This window comes from Streptomyces doebereineriae (genome assembly GCF_031845645.1).
GTDB classification, from domain to species: Bacteria; Actinomycetota; Actinomycetes; order Streptomycetales; family Streptomycetaceae; genus Streptomyces; species Streptomyces canus.
In genome coordinates this window covers 583,055-598,016 of sequence record NZ_JAVREZ010000002.1, presented here as the reverse complement: position 1 = coordinate 598,016, position 14,962 = coordinate 583,055, and the positions used below count along the sequence as shown (strand labels likewise).

Annotated in this window: 14 protein-coding genes; 9 read left to right on the top strand and 5 right to left on the bottom strand. The window is 72.9% G+C overall.

What is annotated here, in order from left to right; translation table 11 throughout:
• The first annotated feature begins 2 nt into the window (after positions 1 to 2).
• From RNB18_RS08315 to RNB18_RS08305, 3 genes are read left to right on the top strand one after another with little or no spacing between them, the layout of a single operon-like run.
• On the top strand, positions 3 to 956 hold the full coding sequence (locus RNB18_RS08315; RefSeq protein ID WP_311713480.1) for a TauD/TfdA family dioxygenase: 954 nt from the start codon (positions 3 to 5) through the stop codon (positions 954 to 956).
• 45 nt (positions 957 to 1,001) lie between these two features.
• Positions 1,002 to 1,775, top strand: a complete 774-nt coding sequence (locus tag RNB18_RS08310) for a 4'-phosphopantetheinyl transferase family protein (protein ID WP_311713479.1) — start codon at positions 1,002 to 1,004, stop codon at positions 1,773 to 1,775.
• On the top strand, positions 1,772 to 2,722 hold the full coding sequence (locus RNB18_RS08305) for a TauD/TfdA family dioxygenase (protein ID WP_311713478.1): 951 nt from the start codon (positions 1,772 to 1,774) through the stop codon (positions 2,720 to 2,722). The genes RNB18_RS08310 and RNB18_RS08305 overlap by 4 nt, the downstream gene beginning before the upstream one ends.
• 187 nt (positions 2,723 to 2,909) lie before the next feature.
• Here RNB18_RS08305 and RNB18_RS08300 read toward each other — a convergent pair whose 3' ends face one another.
• The 4 genes from RNB18_RS08300 to RNB18_RS08285 all read right to left on the bottom strand — a co-directional run bounded on the left by RNB18_RS08300 (position 2,910) and on the right by RNB18_RS08285 (position 8,837).
• The gene (locus RNB18_RS08300; protein WP_311713477.1) at positions 2,910 to 5,351 is read right to left on the bottom strand and encodes an ABC transporter permease; all 2,442 of its coding nucleotides are present in this window, start codon (positions 5,349 to 5,351) and stop codon (positions 2,910 to 2,912) included.
• Positions 5,345 to 6,082, bottom strand: a complete 738-nt coding sequence (locus tag RNB18_RS08295; protein ID WP_311713476.1) for an ABC transporter ATP-binding protein — start codon at positions 6,080 to 6,082, stop codon at positions 5,345 to 5,347. The genes RNB18_RS08300 and RNB18_RS08295 overlap by 7 nt, the downstream gene beginning before the upstream one ends.
• 178 nt (positions 6,083 to 6,260) lie before the next feature.
• Positions 6,261 to 6,776, bottom strand: coding sequence for a DedA family protein (locus RNB18_RS08290; protein WP_311713475.1), 516 nt, complete (start codon positions 6,774 to 6,776; stop codon positions 6,261 to 6,263).
• Between the two features lie 228 nt (positions 6,777 to 7,004).
• Positions 7,005 to 8,837, bottom strand: a complete 1,833-nt coding sequence (locus RNB18_RS08285; protein ID WP_311713474.1) for an AfsR/SARP family transcriptional regulator — start codon at positions 8,835 to 8,837, stop codon at positions 7,005 to 7,007.
• 378 nt (positions 8,838 to 9,215) lie between these two features.
• Here RNB18_RS08285 and RNB18_RS08280 point away from each other — a divergent pair, with 378 nt between their 5' ends.
• The 6 genes from RNB18_RS08280 (at position 9,216) to RNB18_RS08255 (ending at position 14,689) form a co-directional block, all read left to right on the top strand.
• On the top strand, positions 9,216 to 10,496 hold the full coding sequence (locus RNB18_RS08280) for a sensor histidine kinase (RefSeq protein ID WP_311713685.1): 1,281 nt from the start codon (positions 9,216 to 9,218) through the stop codon (positions 10,494 to 10,496).
• A 17-nt stretch (positions 10,497 to 10,513) separates the two neighbouring features.
• On the top strand, positions 10,514 to 11,128 hold the full coding sequence (locus RNB18_RS08275) for a response regulator transcription factor (protein ID WP_311713473.1): 615 nt from the start codon (positions 10,514 to 10,516) through the stop codon (positions 11,126 to 11,128).
• A 159-nt stretch (positions 11,129 to 11,287) separates the two neighbouring features.
• Positions 11,288 to 11,740 (top strand): phospholipase, encoded by a 453-nt coding sequence (locus RNB18_RS08270; RefSeq protein WP_311713472.1) that lies wholly within the window; start codon positions 11,288 to 11,290, stop codon positions 11,738 to 11,740.
• Positions 11,741 to 11,840: 100 nt separating this feature from the next.
• Positions 11,841 to 13,325: a DUF2252 domain-containing protein gene (locus tag RNB18_RS08265; RefSeq protein ID WP_311713471.1), complete on the top strand. Its 1,485-nt coding sequence runs from the start codon at positions 11,841 to 11,843 to the stop codon at positions 13,323 to 13,325.
• 156 nt (positions 13,326 to 13,481) lie between these two features.
• Positions 13,482 to 14,297: a J domain-containing protein gene (locus RNB18_RS08260; protein ID WP_311713470.1), complete on the top strand. Its 816-nt coding sequence runs from the start codon at positions 13,482 to 13,484 to the stop codon at positions 14,295 to 14,297.
• A gap of 56 nt (positions 14,298 to 14,353) precedes the next feature.
• Positions 14,354 to 14,689 carry a rhodanese-like domain-containing protein gene (locus RNB18_RS08255; protein ID WP_311713684.1) on the top strand — a complete coding sequence of 112 codons (336 nt, stop codon included), beginning with the start codon at positions 14,354 to 14,356 and terminating at the stop codon, positions 14,687 to 14,689.
• A gap of 27 nt (positions 14,690 to 14,716) precedes the next feature.
• Here RNB18_RS08255 and RNB18_RS08250 read toward each other — a convergent pair whose 3' ends face one another.
• A complete protein-coding gene (locus RNB18_RS08250) occupies positions 14,717 to 14,899 on the bottom strand; it encodes a hypothetical protein (protein ID WP_311713469.1) in 183 nt (60 codons plus the stop codon).
• Positions 14,900 to 14,962 lie beyond the last annotated feature (63 nt).

Genomic DNA, 14,962 nt, shown 5'->3' with positions numbered 1-14,962 from the left:
CCATGACGACCCGCGACACGACCCGCGAGAGCATCTGGACGCCGCTGGACCTGGAGTCCGAGGGCGTCGGCGGCGCCGACGAACTCCTGGCCCGGCTGGGGGAGATGGGCCCGGACGAGCTCGCCCGGCTGCTCGCCCAGGAGAAGGGCCTGGTCTTCCGTGGCTTCGGCGTCACCCCGGACCGCCTGGACGAGGTCCTCGACCTGCTGCTGCCCAACCGCCTCGCCTATGTGCACGGCAACTCCCCGCGCACCAAGGTCGGCAGCAACGTCTACACCTCCACGGAGTACCCGCAGGAGTTCACCATCTCGATGCACAACGAGATGAGCTACGCCCACGCCTGGCCCGCCCGGCTCGCCTTCTACTGCCAGATCCAGCCGGGCAGCGGCGGCGCCACCCCGGTCGTCGACGCCGAGCTGTGGCTGGGCTCCCTGGACGACGAGGTCCGTGCGGCCTTCGCCGGCGGGGTGCGCTATGTGCAGAACCTGCACGACGGCTACGGCCTCGGCAAGAGCTGGCAGGACACCTTCGAGACCACCAGCCGCGAGGAGGTCGAGGCCTTCCTCGACCCGACCGGCGCCGAGTGGCAGTGGAAGGCCGACGGCGGCATCCGTGTCACCTCGGTCCGTCCGGCCACCACCCGCCACCCGGTCACCGGCACCGAGACCTGGTTCAACCAGGCCGACCAGTGGCACCCGGCCGGCCTCGGCGACGACACCGCGGCCGCGCTCGCGCAGATCCTGCCCGAGGACGACCTGCCGCAGAACGTCACCTTCGCCGACGGCAGCCCCATCCCCGCCGAGTACGTCGTCCAGATCCGCGACCGCGGCCTGGAGCACGCCGTGGACGTCGACTGGCGCGCCGGCGACCTGCTGCTGATCGACAACATCCTGCTCGCCCACGGCCGCCGCCCCTTCACGGGCGACCGCCGGGTCCTCGTGGCGATGTCGGACTGAGCCCCGACGGCCGACGCTTGACCCACCGACGAACGGACTGAGGCGATGACCGCCGCATACGAACAGCTCAGGGACCATGACGCGGTCCACATCTGGCGGGGGCGGGCGCCCGACACGCTCGCCCCCGATGCCACCGACCTGCTGTCGGACGACGAGGCCGCGATGGTCCGGCGGCTGCCGGAACCGGCCGCGGCACGGTACGCGGCGGCCCATGCGGCCGTGCGCCGGGTGCTCTCCGGCTATCTCGGTGTGCCCCCGCGCGAGGTGGTCCTCGGCCGCCGCCCGTGCCCGCGCTGCGCCCACCCCGAGCACGGCCGGCCCCGGATCGACTGGCCGCCCACCGACCTGGACTTCAACCTCTCGCGTTCCGGCCCGCACTGGCTGCTGGCCGTGGTCGTCGGCCACCAGGTGGGCGTCGACCTGGAGGACGACCGCAGCCTGGACGTGGAAGGGGCGTCCCGGTTCGTGATGAGCGCCTCCGAACTCACCCACATCCTGTCCGCGCCCGGCGGCCCCGCCCGTACCCACGCCTTCTTCCGCTGCTGGACCCGCAAGGAGGCCGTGGTCAAGGCGATCGGCGTCGGCATCGTCACCGACCTCAGCGCGGTCGACGTACAGCCGGCGACGGACGGCCCGGTGCTGGTCGCCCACGCCGAACCGACCGGCCCCGACACCTGGGTGGTGCAGGACCTGCCGGTGACCGACGGGGTGTTCGCGGCCCTGGCCCGGGAGGCGGGCGCCACCGGGCCGGTGGTGTTCCGGCACTACGACCAGGAACTGGCAGAGGAGACACGGACGAGAGAGGTGCTGGTCCCATGACCGCGATCGAGGAAACGACCGCCGTCGCGTACACGGCCGAGCCGGGCACATCGGTTCACGACCACATCCGCGAGCACCGCGACAAGCTCCGCACGGTCCTCGGCGAGCGCGGCGCGATCCTGCTGCGCGGCTTCGAGGTCGGCGGGGTCGACGGCTTCGACGCGGTGGTGCGCGGCTTCTCCGGCAGCGCCCCGCTGACCTACGCCGAACGCTCCTCCCCGCGCTCCACCATCAAGGGCCAGGTCTACACGTCCACGGACTACCCGGCCGACGAGGAGATCTTCCTGCACAACGAGAACTCCTACCAGGCCGTCTGGCCGAACACTCTGTACTTCTACTGCATCGAGCCGGCCCTCACGCAGGGCGCGACCCCGCTCGCCGACATCCGCGAGGTGCGCCGGGCCATCGACCCGGAGGTGCGCGAGGAGTTCGTACGGCGCGGTGGCTGGCAGGTGGTGCGCAACTTCCACGCCGACTTCGGGGTGCCGTGGCAGGAGGCGTTCAACACCACCGATCGGGACGCGGTCGTGGAGTACTGCCGGACGAAGGGCATCACGGCCGCATGGCGGTCCGACGGCGGACTGCGCACGACGGCGATCCGGCCCGTGGTGCACACCCACCCCGGCTCCGGCGAGGAGGTGTGGTTCAACCACGCCACCTTCTGGCATGTCACCTCGCTGGCCCCGGAGGTCCAGGAGGGCCTGCGGGAGATCTTCGACGACGAGGACCTGCCCACCAACACCTACTACGGGGACGGCGGCCGTATCCCCGACGAGACCGTCGCCCATCTGCGTGCCGCCTACCGTTCGGCGACCACCCGTTTCGACTGGCAGCGCGATGACATCCTGATCGTCGACAACATGCTGGCCGCCCACGGCCGTGAGCCGTTCACCGGTCCACGCAAGATCGCGGTCGCGATGGCGGAGGTGTACGACCCCGCGGCCTGATTTTTTGTGTCCGTTGTTTCACGTGAAACATGCGCCGTAGTAGTTGTACGGCGTAGTTGTACGACGGCCGGGTCGCCCTGCGAGGGGCGGCCCGGCCGTCGTTCCGCCCGTGGGCCCCGGGGTGGGCCCGCGAGCGGGGTGACGCCGACCGGGACGGGGGAGGTACCGATCGGCGCCGGTCAGGGGGTCACTCCCGCATGCCGGCCAGTTCCACCGCCCGGCGCCGCATGGCCAGCCCGGCGGGGGCGACGGAGAACACCACCGCGAGCACGGCACAGGCACCCACGGTCGCCCCGAGTTCCGCCCACGGCATCTCCACCGGGCTCCACACCGACAGCAGACCGAGCGCGCTCCACATGCCCGCCAGGTTGAGCCCGGCGACCAGGAGTCCGAGCACTCCGCCGACCGCGACGACCATCAGTGCCTCACCGGCGACCAGCCGCAGCACCTGCCACTGGGTGGCCCCGGCCAGCCGCAGGACGGCCAGGTCGCGCACCCGGTCGGAGGTCGCCATGACCATCGTGTTGGCCAGGGAGATCCCGGTGTAGAGGAGGGCGATACCGAGGACCAGCATGAAGCCGTACCGGGTCGTCCGGTTGGTCTCGGGGTAACTGGCCTGCACCCACTGGTCCTTGGTGAAGACCTGTCCGCCCGCCTTGGTGAGCGCGGCGGCCACCGCGGCCGGGTCGGCACCGTCGGCGAGAGCCACGTCCACCCGGTCGACGCTCGCGCTGGGGGCGTTGGCGGGGGTGACGTAGGCGCCGTTGTTGCCGGTGCCGGTCGTCATCACCGCGGCGATCCGCAGCGATTTCTTCGTGCCGTCCCCGAGCCATACGTCCACGCTCTGCCCGACGGTGTGCTTCTCCCACTCCTCGTTGACGATGATCGAGTCGTCGTCGAGACTGCTCGCTTTTCCGGCGGCCAGCGGCAGATGCACGGTCTTCGCGAGGGGGCCCGCCTCGGCCGCGCGAGCCTCGGACTTGATGAGTGCGACACCCTCCTCCAGGACGTACACGGCACTCGACGAGGTGGCCGACACCACGGCGCCCTTGACCGCTTTGAGCTTCTCCACAGTCGCCGCGTCGAACCCGGCGTCCCCGGCCGGGGTGACGACGAACGAGGCGGCCGTCTGCTCGCGGGTTTCGGTGGCCTTCGCCTCGTTCAGGGTGGCCGTGGCGCCCAGCAGTGAACCCGCGAGGGCGACGGTGACCAGGACGGGCGCCGCGATCGCCGCCGTCCGGCGGATGCCGGCGGCCGCGTTCTCCCGTACCAGCATCCCGCCAGCGCCGGGCAGTTGGGCCGGCAGCCAGGCGATCAGCCGGGTGAGCGGGCGCACCAGGATCGGCGCGAGCAGTGCGATCGCGGTGATCAGCAGCATCGGACGGCTCACATAGGTCTTGCGGTGCAACAGCTCGCCCGGGTCGGAGACCAGGGCGAGCCCCAGCGTCACCGCCGCGGTCAGCAGCAGTCCCCCTCCGAACAGCCAGCGGCCCCAGGTCATCGCCTTGGTGTCCACGGACGCCTCGCGCAGCGCCTGGGTGGGCCCGGTGCGGCCGGCCCGCCAGGACGCGGCGATCACCCCGAGCAGCGCGACGAGCAGACCGGTCCAGAAGGCCATGTGGTACGGCCAGGTGAAGTCGCCGATGGTGAACCAGCTGGGCGCGAGACCGCCGTCGACCACCCACGCGGCGAGCTTCGGGGCGCCGTACGCGCCCAGCACACAGCCGGCCGCCGACGCCAGCACGCCGACCATCAGGGCCTCCGCGAACACCATCCGCCGGATCTGGCCGGGCGTGGCCCCCGCGGTGCGCAGCAGGCCGAACTCCCGGCGCCGCTGGGCGACCGCGAAGGCGAACGTGGACGCCACCACGAACACCGACACGAACGCGGTGACCCCGCCGGCGGTGCCGAACATGGCGTTCATCGCGGTGAGCGCCTCGCTGTCGCGGTCCGGATCGGCGTCGGCGAGACGGCGGTCGGTGCCGGTGAGGACCTGGAGATCCTGGCCCCCGACGGCCTCGCGCACCTCCGCCGCGTCCGCCTCGACCACCAACTGGGTGCTCTTCGGCGACAGCTCGGCGGCACGGGCGTCGGTGTAGAAGACGGCATCCTCGAAGCCGCGCGGGGCGACGGTGCCGACGACCGTCACGGTGCCGCGGTCGGTCGTGACGCGCTCACCGGGCCGCGTCCAGTCGCCGCTGACGACGACCTCGTCGGCAGTACGGGGAGCACGGCCCGCGTCGATCTCGTACGGCGTGAAGGCGGCCGTGGACCAGGGGTGGCCGACCAGGTCGCCGGGGCCCTTCTCGGCCCGCACGGCGAACGACCGGTCCGCGACGACCGTGCCGAGCCGCCGCAGCTTCGCCACGGTCTCCTCGGGCACCGCGCGCGGGTGGGCGAGTTTCTGGGTGCGGTCGCCGATCGGGGTCGGCACGGACAGGGTGTCCTGCCCCTGGACGACGACCGGTGCCGCGGCGAACCGCTCCGGCTGTCGCTCGGGCGCGTCCAGGGAGGAGGCGAGCGCCAGGCCCATCACGGCGAGCAGGGCGACACCCAGCGAGAGCGCGACGAAACTGCCGACGAAGGTGACCCAGCGGGTGCGCAGGGTGCGCAGGGCGACGCTCAGCACGGCACGGCCTCCAGCTTGGTCATACGGGCCGCGATGTCGTCCGCGCTCGCGCCGATCAGCTCACCGTTGACGCGGCCGTCGACGAGGAAGACCACGCGGTCGGCGTAGGAGGCGGCCACCGGGTCGTGGGTGACCATGATGATCGTCTGTCCCTCGCGGTCGACCATGGAGCGCAGCAGTGCCAGCACCTCACGGCTGGTCTGCGAGTCCAGGGCGCCGGTCGGCTCGTCGCCGAAGAGGACCTCGGGGCGGGTGATCAGCGCGCGGGCCAGCGCGACGCGCTGCTGCTGGCCGCCGGACATCTCCGTGGGCCGGTGCCGGGCGCGGTCGCCGAGACCGACCTGCTGGAGCACCTCCCGGACCCGGGACTTCGGCACCTTCCGGCCGGCCAGCCGCAGCGGCAGGGCGACGTTCTGCTCGGCGGTCAGAGCGGGCAGCAGGTTGAACGCCTGGAAGACGAACCCGATGCGCTCACGTCGCAGCAGCGTCAGCTTGGTCTCACTGAGCTTGGTCAGCTCGGTACCGCCCACCGAGACCGAACCCGAGGTGGGACGGTCCAGCCCCGCGGCGCACTGGAGCAGGGTCGACTTGCCGGAGCCGGAGGGGCCCATGACAGCGGTGAAGGTGCCGCGCGGGAAGGAGAGGGAGACCTGGTCGAGGGCAGTCACGGCGCTGTCGCCCGACCCGTAACTCCTGCTGACGGAGCGCAACTGGATGGCGTCGTTGTTCATCTGTCCCAACTCGTTCGGTGTCGGTCCTCCCGCAGACCTGGGCGGGACGGAGGGTTCGGGCTTGGCGAGCCGGCGTCGGCACGGCCATTGTGGGCGGGGCCGGGGTGCCGGGTCCGGCGTTGCGCGTGGCAGGTGACTGCCGTGGCAAGAGGTTGCGTGGGCCGCCGCCGGGGCGGTGTCACCCGGGTCCGGCGGGCCCGATGACATAGCCGATGAGCACGAACGCCGGGGCCCACACCGCGCTGCTGACCACGGACCACAGCAGATAGCGCCGCAAGGGCATCCGGGTCGCCCCGCACAGGGTCGGCACCAGGGTGCGCAGGACGGCGGTGAAGCGGCCGACGAACACCGCGCCGGCGCCCCGGCGTTCGATGAGCCCGAGGGCCCGCTCGGTGTACCGGCGCCGGCCCGCCCGTGCCTGGAGCGGTGCAAGCACCCGGCTCTTCCAGCGCCGCCCGACCGCGTATCCGGCCAGGTTGCCGAGGACGGCACCGACCAGCGCGGTGAGCAGTGCCGCCTCGACCGTCACATGGCCCTGCCAGGCGAGCATCCCGCCCAGCACGACCGCCGTCTGCCCCGGCAGCAGCGCGCCGATCACCGGCAGGGCCGCCTCCAGCGCGGGCAGCAGCAGCACCACGGCGAGAATGCCGACGCCGCCGTGCGCCGCCATCTGCTCCGCCAGCCAAGCCGTCATCCGGGTGCCGCCTCTCTCGTTCTCTCGGTGACTCCACGAAACCGCGTGAGGACACTCCGGCGCAGTGCGGCAGGGACGAGACTTGGGGTAGGGCTGGGCATACCCAAAGGGCTCGGGCCCGCTCACCGGGCCCTCGCGAGGGCTCGCCGTGGGAGCTCGGCGCGGGAGTTCGGCGTGGGGGAGCGCATCACCTTGCGCAGGGCGCCTCGACGGCCGCGGGGCCGGCGCTCAACCCGCCGCCGTGAGCCGCCTGTCGGCGGTCCTGCCGGCCGTCTCGGTCAGCGACGCCAGGCGTACCAGTTCGTGGAAGCGGTAGCGCGGGCGGCCCTCCGCGTCGATGCCCGCCATCTCCAGCAGCGCGCCCTCGACCAGCCGCTCCAGCAGTTCCTCGGCCGTGTCCTCGGACAGTCCGGCCTCCACTCCGGCCTCGGCCGCGGTGAACGTGCCGCCGGCGGGCGACGCCAGCACACCCGCGAGGTTCCGCTCGCCCTGCGGCCGCGCCCGCAGGGCCGAGCCGAGGACGCGGCCCACGTCCAGGTCGCCGGTGCGCAGCTCGCCGAGCCGCAGCGCGGGGTCGGCCAGCCGCCGGGCCAGCCGCGCCGCCGGCCGGTGCGGACGGGCGGCGAGCCGGATCGCGGCGGCCCGCAGCGCGAGCGGCAGCCCGGCACAGGCCCGCACGATCACGTCGGCCGCCTCCGGCTCGACCACGATCCGGCTGTTCCCGGCGATCGTGGCGAGCAGTGCCAGGGATTCCGAGGCACCCATCGGCTCCAGGACGACAGTGCGTGAACCGGGCACGGCGGTGAGCCGGTTGCGGCTGGTCACCAGCACCGCCGCGTCCGTCGTGGGCGGCAGCAGCGCGTCCAGCTGGAGCTCGCCCGCTGCGTCGTCCAGCAGGATCAGCAGCCGGCGCCCCGCTGTACGGGTGCGATAGCGGTGGATCAGGTCGTCCAGCCGGTCCGGGGCGTCCGGCGCCGCCATGTCCTCGCTGCGCTCACCGAGCGCCCGCAGCAGCCGTACGAGCACCTCGGCCGAGTCCTTGACCGTGCCGTCCTCGTTCCTCAGCCGGGCGTGCAGCAGCCCGTCGGGGAACTCCCCGGCCACGGCGTGCGCCACCTGAAGGGCGAGGGCGGTCTTGCCCACCCCGGCCATCCCGGTGATGAGCAGGCGCCGCGTCCGGAAGCCCGCGGGACGGGCGGCCGGCGCCAACTGCGCGCACAACTCGGCGAACTCGCCCTCCCGGCCGGTGAAGTCGGCGGTCGCGGGCGGCACCATGACCGGCGGCGACACCAGGGACACCGGCCCGGTGGCGGGCGGCTGCGGCAGCAGGCTCAACTCCCCGCTGAGCACCGCCTGGTAGGTGGCCGTCAGGTCGGGCCCCGGGTCCACCCCGAGCTCCTCGGCGAGCACCCCGCGCCCCTCGTGGAAGACCCGCAGCGCCTCGGCCTGCCGCCCGCACCGGTACAGGGACGTCATCAGCTGGGCGCGCAGCCGCTCCCGTACCGGGAACTCGGCGACCAGACCGGTCAGTTCGGAGACGACCCGCTGGTGCCGGCCCAGGACGAGGTCCGCCTCGATGCGGTGCTCCAGGGTGCTGGTGCGGGCCTCCTCCAGCCGCGGCAGCTCCGCCTCGGCGAGATGGGGCGTCACATTGGCCAGCGCCGGACCCCGCCACAGCTCCAGTGCCCGCCGCAGGGTCTCGGCCGCGTCCTCGAACCGCCGCTCCTCCAGCGCCCGCCGGCCCAGCCGGTCCAGCCGCTCGTACTCCAGGACGTCGAGGTGGGCACCGGCCGCCGTCAACTGGTAGCCGGGCTGGCGCCGGACCAGGTCGACCCCGGGGCCGAGCAGCTTCCGCAGCCGGGATATGTAGGTGTAGATCTGCGCGTTCATGGTGGCGGGCGGACTCCACCCCCACAGCAGTTCGCTCAGCCGTCCGTCGCTCACCACCCGTCCCCGGGCGAGCAGCAGCACGGCGAGAACCGTGTGCACCTTGGAACCGGACAGCGCGATGCGCCGGGCCCCGTCTCTCGCCTCCACCGGTCCGAGAAGCTGGAATTCCACGTGTGACTCCCCCATCTCGTGCGGCCATGGCCCAGGGAACGGCCCGGCCGGCGCGGAACGCCGAAGCGTCGTCCTTTGGCCATTGTTCGCACCGCACGTTGGCGGAATTGTGCCTTCAATTTGGCAGCAGCCTGCCGTGGCAAGAGCCTGCGAGCGGACGGCCGTGACCCGTCGTGGGGCGGCCGGGACCGCCGTACGACTGCCCGGCCGGCCGTACGGCAGACCCCGCGCCCCGGCGCTGACCTGGCCGGATCCCGTCGCTCCCGCCGCCGGGGGTATGGCTGGCCCTACCCCCGGCCCGCCCCCTGGGCCCATGGCCGGGCACCCGGCCGCCCTTCTACGGTGATTCCCATGCACCCTCGGAATGTGTGGCAGGCCATGTCCCGGCCGGGCTTCCTGCTGTCGGCGTGGCCCTGGCGCTCGGTCGGCTACCTGCTGACCGGCGCGGTCACCGGTGTCCTCGCCCTGGTCGGGCTGGTGACGCTGGCGGCCGTCGGCGGGGCGCTCGCCATAGTGCTCGTCGGGCTGCCGCTGCTGGTCGTGCTGGCCCTCGCCGGTCTTCCGGTGGCCTGGGTGGAGCGGCGAAGGCTCGGCCTGGTCGACCTGGACCCGGCACCGGACCCGCACCAGGCACCGGCCGCCGAGGGACTGATGTCCTGGCTGACGACCCGGTTGAAGGAACAGGTCACCTGGCGCGAACTCGCGTACACCGTGCTGTTCGCGGGCCTGCTGTGGCCCCTGGACGCACTGGTGTTCACGGTCGCGCTGCTCTTCCCGGTGTCCATGGCCGCCACCCCGCTGCTCATGGCCACCATCGGCGAAGGCAGCGAGACGAAGGTGCTCAAGCAGTGGACGGTCACGACCTGGCCGACGGCGTTCGGGGTCGCCGTGCTCGGCGTCCTGCTGCTGGCTCTCGGCGCCTACGTCCTGGGCGTCGCGGCCGGCGCCCGCGCCGAGCTGACCCGGCTGCTGATCGCCGACCGGGATGGCGACCTGGGCGCCAGGGTCGTCGAACTCAGCCGGTCGCGGGTACGGCTGGTGGACGCCTTCGAGGCGGAGCGCCGACGCATCGAACGCGATCTGCACGACGGTGCCCAACAGCGCCTGGTCGCCCTGACGATGACCCTGGGCCTGGCCCGCCTCGACGCCCCGCCCGGACCGCTCGCCGACCAGCTCGCCAAGGCCCACGACGAGGCGGGCAAGGCCCTCGCCGAACTGCGCGAACTCATCCACGGCATCCACCCGAAGGTTTTGGCGGACTACGGCCTCGGGGCCGCAGTGGCCGACGCCGCCGACCGTTCCGTGGTCCCCGTCGACGTGGACCTCCCGCTGCCGGGACGGTTCGAGCAGGCGGTGGAGGCGGCCGCGTACTTCGTGGTCTGCGAGGCGCTCGCCAACATCGCCAAGCACAGCGGGGCCGACCGCGCCCAGGTGAGCGGCGGGTACACGGCCGGGCGGCTGGTCCTCGAGGTGCGCGACGACGGCCGCGGCGGCGCCGACGCCTCGGCGGGCAGCGGACTGACCGGACTCGCGGACCGGGTGTCGGTCCTGGATGGCAGACTCTCCCTGTCCAGCCCGCCGGGCGGACCGACCCTGCTGCGTGTGGAGTTCCCTTGCGAGGTGACCGAGTTGAGCGAGGCGGCCGATCGCTTCGCGTAGTCCTGGCCGAGGACAGTGTGCTGCTGCGCGAGGGCCTCATAGGCCTGCTGAGCCGCTGCGGTCACGAGGTCGTCGCGGCCGTCGGCGACGCGCAGGCGCTGATCGCGGCGGTCGAGGAGCACGGCCCGGACATCGTGGTCACCGACGTCCGCATGCCGCCCGGCTTCCAGGACGAGGGCCTGCACGCGGCGGTCCGCCTCCGGGAGAGCCGCCCCGCCCTGCCGGTGCTGGTGCTCAGCCAGTACGTGCAGCGGACGTACGCCTCCGAACTCCTCGACTCCGGCGACGGCACGGGCGTCGGCTATCTGCTCAAGGACCGTGTCGGCCAGGTCGAGGAGTTCGTCGACGCGCTGTCCGAGGTCGCGGACGGCGGCACGGTCGTGGACCCCGAGGTCGTACGGCAGCTGCTGCGCCGGCGCCGTGATCCGCTGGAGCGGCTCACCCCGCGTGAGCGGGAGGTGCTGGCGCTGATAGCGGAGGGCAAGTCCAACGGGGCCATCGCGCGGGAGCTGGTGGTGTCGGAAGCGGCGGTGGGCAAGCACATCGGGGGAATCCTGACGAAGCTGGATCTGCCGCCGGCGGACGAGACGCATCGACGGGTGCTGGCGGTGCTCGCGTATTTGCGGGCGTGACGCTCGCGCGCGGCGCTCTGGGCTTGCGCCTGGTCGATGCCGGTGGGTGTGACCTCCTTCTATAGCTGCGGCATGCGTGCGGCATAGGGCTTCGGCCTTCGCTGGGCCACGCCCCGGTGAATCCCCGAGGGGGCGTCCCCATGCCCGGAGGAAGAGCCCATGCGCCGTCGTCTTGCCGCGCCTCTGTTCACCGCCGCCCTCGCCGTGACCGCCGTCCTGCTCCCGGCCTCGGCCGCCCAGGCCGCCCCGGCCGACAAGGCCGCCGTGCTCAGCAGTTGGACCCAGACCGGTGCGAGCAGCTACAACGCCTTCTTCGCGGCCCGCGCGAACCAGAGCGCCTGGAGCGCGTACGGCTTCGACTGGTCCACCGACTCCTGCACGACCTCCCCCGACAACCCCTTCGGTTTCCCGTTCGCGAACGCCTGTGTCCGTCATGACTTCGGCTACGGCAACTACGAGGCGGCCGGTACCTTCGAGGCCAACAAGGCCCGCCTGGACGACGCGTTCTACGCCGACCTCAAGCGCGTGTGCGCCACGTACTCGGGTGTGAAGAAGACGTCGTGCGACGCGACCGCGTGGACCTACTACCAGGCGGTGGACAAGCTGGGCTGAGCCCGGGCCGCGCCTCTTCCACGGAGTTCTTCCACAGCGGCGGAGTTGTCCACAGGGTCTGACGCGTTTCGGCTGGTGGTTGTACGGTCGGCACGAGTTGATGTTCCTGCGAGTCACGGGGGAGGCGGTCGCGGTGACCGAGGCCGGTGTGGAGACGACGGCCGGGGCGCGGGCCGGTGAGACGGCCGGCGCCGCGGCCGGGGCGCGGCGGCCCCTGGTGCGTGGCCTCGCGCAGTGGCCCGTGGAGGGCTCGCCCAAGAAGGAGGGCAAGGCACTGCGGGAGGGCGTCCCGCGTGCCGCCCATGCCGCGCTGGACCTCGACCTCTCCCGTCCCGGCGCGGTGGAGGCGGTCGAGGAGTCGAGCCGGGGCCGCATCCCCGAGCTGACCCCGCTGCGGGTGGGGCGGATGGCGGCCACACCGTTCGCCTTCCTGCGCGGCTCGGCGGGCCTCATGGCGTACGACCTCGCCCGCACCCCGATGACCAGGATCCGCGCCCAGATCTGCGGCGACGCCCACGCGGCCAATTTCGGGCTGTACGGCGACGCCCGCGGCGACCTGGTCATCGACCTGAACGACTTCGACGAGACGGTGCACGGCCCCTGGGAGTGGGACCTCAAGCGGCTCGCCGCCTCCCTGGTCCTCGCGGGCCGGGAGACCGGCGCCGACGAGGACACCTGCCGCGCGGCGGCGCACGGCGCGGTGGGTGCCTACCGGCGCACCATGCGGCTGCTCGCCAAGCTGCCGGTGCTGGACGCGTGGAACGCGATCGCGGACGAGGAGCTCGTCTCCCACACCGACGCCCATGACCTGGTCGGCACGCTGGAGCGGGTCTCGGAGAAGGCGCGGGCCAACACCAGCGGGCGCTTCGCGGCGAAGTCGACGGAGCCGACCGATGACGGCGGCCGGCGGTTCCTGGAGGCCCTGCCGGTGCTGCGCCGGGTGCCGGACGCGGAGGCCGCGGCGGTGGCCGCGTCCCTGGAGCACTACCTGAGCACCCTCTCCGAGGACCGCCTCCCCCTGCTGGCCCGCCACGCGGTGCACGACGTGGCGTTCCGGGTGGTCGGCACGGGCAGCGTGGGCACGCGCTCCTACGTCGTCCTGCTGCTGGACCACCGCGGTGAACCGCTGGTCCTCCAGGTCAAGGAGGCGAGGCCCTCGGCGCTCGTGCCCCACCTGGTCACCGCGGGCTTCGAGGCCCCGTCGGTCGACCACGAGGGCCGCCGGGTGGTCCTGGGCCAGAAGCGGATGCAGGTCGTCAGCGACAACCTGCTGGGCTGGACGACCGTCGAGGACCGCCCCTTCCAGGTCCGCCAGTTCCGCAACCGCAAGGGCAGCGTGGACCCGGCCGCCCTCTCCGCCGACCAGGTGGACGACTACGGCCGCATGACCGGCGCCCTCCTGGCCCGCGCCCACTCCCACAGCGCCGACCCGCGCCTCATCTCCGGCTACTGCGGCAAGAACGACGAACTCGACGAGGCGATCGCCACCTTCGCCGTCACCTACGCCGACCGCACGGAGGCGGACCACGCGGACCTGGTGGCGGGGATCCGGTCGGGGAAGGTGGCGGCGGAAACGGGGGTGTGAGGAGGCCGGCGCACCGGGCGGGCGTGGCTGTCCCCCACTCCGGGGCGCGGGGAACGGCGCGACCAGCCCACACACCCCACTCGCCCGCACCGCCCGACAACCCGCACGGGCACCTCCGATGGCGCCCGGCCCGGCCGGCGCGGCTACGCTGTTCGGATGACGTCCCCGGAAGCCGACCCTCACGGCGCAGCCGCCGCAGGCACCGCGCGGCTGGAGCGTGCCGTACGGGCCGCCGAGCAGGCGCTCATCGAGTACGAGATCGCGGTGGACACCTTCCGCATCGAGGTGGAGAACTTCTCCCGCCTGCACCACCAGAAGCTCGGCCCCATGTACACCCGCCTCGACGAGCTGGACGCGCAGATCGCGGAGGTCCGGGCCGCCCGCACCGGTGATCCCGAGGACCTGCGCAAGGCGGACGAGGCCCGTGCCCGGGTGATGCCGATGCCCGGGGTCGAAGAGTTGTTCCACGGCTGGATGGACGGGGAGGGCCTGTTCCCCGAGGCCGCCTCGATGCTCACGGACCAGCCGGTGCAGCCCCCGCAGCGGGTGCGCCCCAGCGACGAGGCCCGCAAGCTCTACCGCGAGCTCGCCCGTAAGGCCCACCCGGACCTCGCCCAGGACGAAACCGAGCGGGCGCGGCGCGAGGAGTTCATCACCCGGGTCAACGCGGCCTACTCCCGTGGGGACGAGCCACTCCTGCGGGAACTGTCCGAGGAGTGGGCCGCCGGGCCGAAGCCCCCGGAGCAGGGACCCACCCCCAGCGAGGAGCTCTACGCCCGTCTCGAATGGCTCGCCCAGCGCAAGGAACTGCTCTCCGTGGTCGCGCGGGAGCTGGAGGAGAGCGCGATCGGCTCGATGCTCCGGATGGCACCGGACGACCCGGACCGCCTCCTGGAGGAGATCGCCGAGAAGCTCCTGGCCGACGTCTCCACACGCGAGGCGGAGCTCGCGGAGCTGCTCGCACAGGAGTGACCGGCCGCGTCCCGAGGTCGTCGGGTAGCGTCGGCCCCATGAATTTCGGTGCTGGTGTGCCCACGGTCCAGGTGACGGACGTGGACCTCAAGGACGGCGATTTCCTGCTGGATGTCCGCGAGGACGACGAATGGCAGGCGGGTCACGCCGAAGGGGCGCTGCACATCCCCATCAGTGACTTCGTGGCCCGTTACGGCGAGCTGACCGAGGCCGCCCCGCAGGACGGCCGCGTCCACGTGATCTGCCGGTCCGGCGGCCGCTCGGCCCAGGTCACGATGTACCTGGCCCAGCAGGGCATCGACGCCGCGAACGTCGACGGCGGCATGCAGCTGTGGGCCGAGACGGGCCGCCCCGTGGTGACCGACGACGGCCGACCGGGCTTCGTTCTCTAGCCTCCGGCGGTCCCGGGCGGCGGGCGCTCAGTCGTCTCCGCCGCTCGGGTTGCGGTCGTAACGGCTCGCGCGGCGGGCCAGCTCGCCCGCCGCAAGGGTCGCGGCGGACACCGCGCGCGTCCAGCGTGGGCCGCCCCGGGCCGCCCACCAGACGCAGACGCATCCCCCGAGGGTGAGCACGAGGATGCCGGACAGGACGAGCACCATCATGCTCGGCCTCCTTCCGTCGGTGCGGTTCCGTCATCCTCTCAGTCGCCGATCAAGGGCCCCGCG

Bases quoted from the DNA above. Each gene is read 5' to 3' on its own strand.
- RNB18_RS08315 (WP_311713480.1), top strand. From the start codon at position 3: ATGACGACCCGCGACACGACCCGCGAGAGCATCTGGACGCCGCTGGAC.
- RNB18_RS08265 (WP_311713471.1), top strand. From the start codon at position 11,841: ATGTTCCTGCGAGTCACGGGGGAGGCGGTCGCGGTGACCGAGGCCGGT.
- RNB18_RS08295 (WP_311713476.1), bottom strand. From the start codon at position 6,082: ATGAACAACGACGCCATCCAGTTGCGCTCCGTCAGCAGGAGTTACGGG.
- RNB18_RS08310 (WP_311713479.1), top strand. From the start codon at position 1,002: ATGACCGCCGCATACGAACAGCTCAGGGACCATGACGCGGTCCACATC.
- RNB18_RS08290 (WP_311713475.1), bottom strand. From the start codon at position 6,776: ATGACGGCTTGGCTGGCGGAGCAGATGGCGGCGCACGGCGGCGTCGGC.
- RNB18_RS08260 (WP_311713470.1), top strand. From the start codon at position 13,482: ATGACGTCCCCGGAAGCCGACCCTCACGGCGCAGCCGCCGCAGGCACC.
- RNB18_RS08270 (WP_311713472.1), top strand. From the start codon at position 11,288: ATGCGCCGTCGTCTTGCCGCGCCTCTGTTCACCGCCGCCCTCGCCGTG.
- RNB18_RS08280 (WP_311713685.1), top strand. From the start codon at position 9,216: ATGTCCCGGCCGGGCTTCCTGCTGTCGGCGTGGCCCTGGCGCTCGGTC.
- RNB18_RS08250 (WP_311713469.1), bottom strand. From the start codon at position 14,899: ATGATGGTGCTCGTCCTGTCCGGCATCCTCGTGCTCACCCTCGGGGGA.
- RNB18_RS08305 (WP_311713478.1), top strand. From the start codon at position 1,772: ATGACCGCGATCGAGGAAACGACCGCCGTCGCGTACACGGCCGAGCCG.